The 2,168-nt window shown below is 55.6% G+C and carries 3 protein-coding genes and 1 pseudogene; all 4 read left to right on the top strand.

The genetic code is table 11. The features are described 5' to 3' along the window. Positions 1-885 (top strand): selenium-binding protein SBP56-related protein (locus VGK48_19965; GenBank protein ID HEY2383458.1); only part of this gene is annotated, 885 nt, incomplete at its 5' end. A 68-nt stretch (positions 886-953) separates the two neighbouring features. Beyond that, positions 954-1,580, top strand: coding sequence for an SCO family protein (locus tag VGK48_19970; GenBank protein HEY2383459.1), 627 nt, complete (start codon positions 954-956; stop codon positions 1,578-1,580). Between the two features lie 205 nt (positions 1,581-1,785). Further along, positions 1,786-1,974: pseudogene (locus VGK48_19975) on the top strand (cytochrome-c peroxidase). A 112-nt stretch (positions 1,975-2,086) separates the two neighbouring features. Then, a partial coding sequence (locus VGK48_19980) for a hypothetical protein (protein HEY2383460.1) occupies positions 2,087-2,168 on the top strand: 82 nt, incomplete at its 3' end.

A 2,168-nucleotide genomic window follows, 5' to 3' on the forward strand; every position in this document is an offset into this window, starting at 1 on the left:
ACGTTCTATGCGCTGCCAGGACGCGTGCTGGTGGGCGGGCTCTCCAACTCTAAGGATCACGGCGGGGAAACCGGAATCGCGGTCTACAGCAACGCTGGCCAATTCCTTTCGGCGCGTCCGATGCCGGTCACAAACGGAGGCGACGGCTACGGCTATGATATTGGCATCAATCCGGCGAAGAACGCGCTGCTGACCTCCAGCTTTACTGGCTGGAACAACTACATGATGGATTTCGGCACCCTCGTTAAAGACCCGGACGCGATGAAGCACTTCGGCGCGACGATGGTGATGTGGAATCTGAAGTCGATGCAGCCGGCTCAAATTTTTAGCGTACCTGGCGCGCCGCTCGAAGTCCGCTGGTCCCTCAAGAAGGGAGACGACTGGGCGATCACGGCGACGGCCTTGACCGCGCAGCTCTGGCTCGTGAAGAAAGACGCAAATGGCGAATGGGTGGCGAAGGATGTCGCTTCAATTGGAGATCCGTCCAAGATACCGCTGCCCGTCGATATCTCGATAGCGTCTGATGCGAAGTCCCTCTGGATCAACACCTTCCTCGACGGCAAGACCCGACTATTCGACCTATCCAATCCGGAAAAGCCCGTGCAGATTTATGAGAAGCAAACCGGGAGCCAAGTCAACATGGTCTCCCAAAGCTGGGATGGAAAACGGGTCTACGTGACCACTTCGCTGCTTTCGAATTGGGACAAGAAGGGCGCTGACGACGAGCAATTCCTGAAAGCATTCGAATGGGACGGCAAGGAGCTGGCCCAGAAATTCGAGGTCGACTTCTATAAAGAGAAGCTTGGCCGCGCTCATCATATGAAGTTTACGGGAGGGGCGCTGTCTCCGACCGGCTATCCGGCCGGCACGATGGATCCCGATTGATCTCTTTGTCCTGCGCAACACGATCGTTAACGATCCGGTGTTTGGCGGCCGCTGCTCTCTTTACGGGAGTGGCGGGAGCCGCATCCGCTGCGGAGCCCGGAGGATTACCTTTTCCGGCGCCGGGAACCTACAAACTCGACAGGATACAGCGTGTACCCTTCAGCATCGTTCGTGACGGGCCTGGACTGCCGCACCTTCTCTCCACCTACACGACTGGAAAAATAACCCTCCTGACGTTCTTCTATACGCTGTGCACGGACCCCCAGGGTTGCCCCCTGGCTTGGAACGCATTCGAGGCGGTGCGTGAAAAAATCAAGGCCGATCCTGTATTGCATGGCAAGGCACAGCTGGTGTTTTTTAGTTTCGATCCGGTGCACGATAACGGCGAAACCCTGCAATTTTTTGCGGAAAGCTACAAGGCGGATTCCGGCATTATTCCCTGGCGCTTCATTGGGTCCTGGTCCAATCTGTTTCTTGAATACACCCTGAGGAGCTTTGGTCAGGAAATATCCACTCGAACCAACGCGAGTGGAGGGAAGCGCGTCGTCATTGAGCACCTTCTAAAAGTCTTTCTTATTGATCCCGAGGGTTGGGTTAGAGAAATCTATACCTCGGCTTTTCTCGATCCGGATGTGCTGATAAATGACATCAAGACGCTGCAACTCGATGAAAACAAAATTAATCTTTCTAATTAATGCGGTGTATGTGCCTGCTTGGCTGACAGCGATTGTTTTTATCGTGATCCCAAACCTCCCGCTAAGGCTGGCTGCCGTCGAACCGCCGCTCGAAGTCGGAGTTCCGATTGGGCTGCCGCCTTTGCCTACCGCTCTGGGCGACGGCATCATCGTCGCGCTCGGCAAAAAGTTGTTTTTCGATAGGAGGCTCTCCTTCAACGGCACCATGGCGTGCGGCATGTGTCATATCGAGCGGCAAGCCTTCACCTCAAATCAGTTGGCGACATCCGTGGGGATGGAGGGCAAGAGCCTTAGACGTAATGCGCCCAGTCTTTTCAACGTCGCTTACGAAACTAAACTGTTTCGCGACGGGAGAGAAAATTCACTGGAGACGCAGGCCTGGTCGCCGATCGTATCGTCTGCCGAAATGGCTGCGCCGTCGGTCGGCTGGGAACTTGCCAAAGTCCGCTCTCTTCCAGAACTATCCGGCGCTTTTCGAGCGGTCATTTCCGGGCCGCGGTGTTTCTATGGAAACGATCGGGATTGCCATCGCCGCTTACGAGCGGACTTTGCTGCTCGCGAACTCGCCTTTCGACCGCTGGCGCTATG

The sequence above is a fragment of the Terriglobia bacterium genome (genome assembly GCA_036496425.1).
Classification (GTDB): domain Bacteria; phylum Acidobacteriota; class Terriglobia; order 20CM-2-55-15; family 20CM-2-55-15; genus 20CM-2-55-15.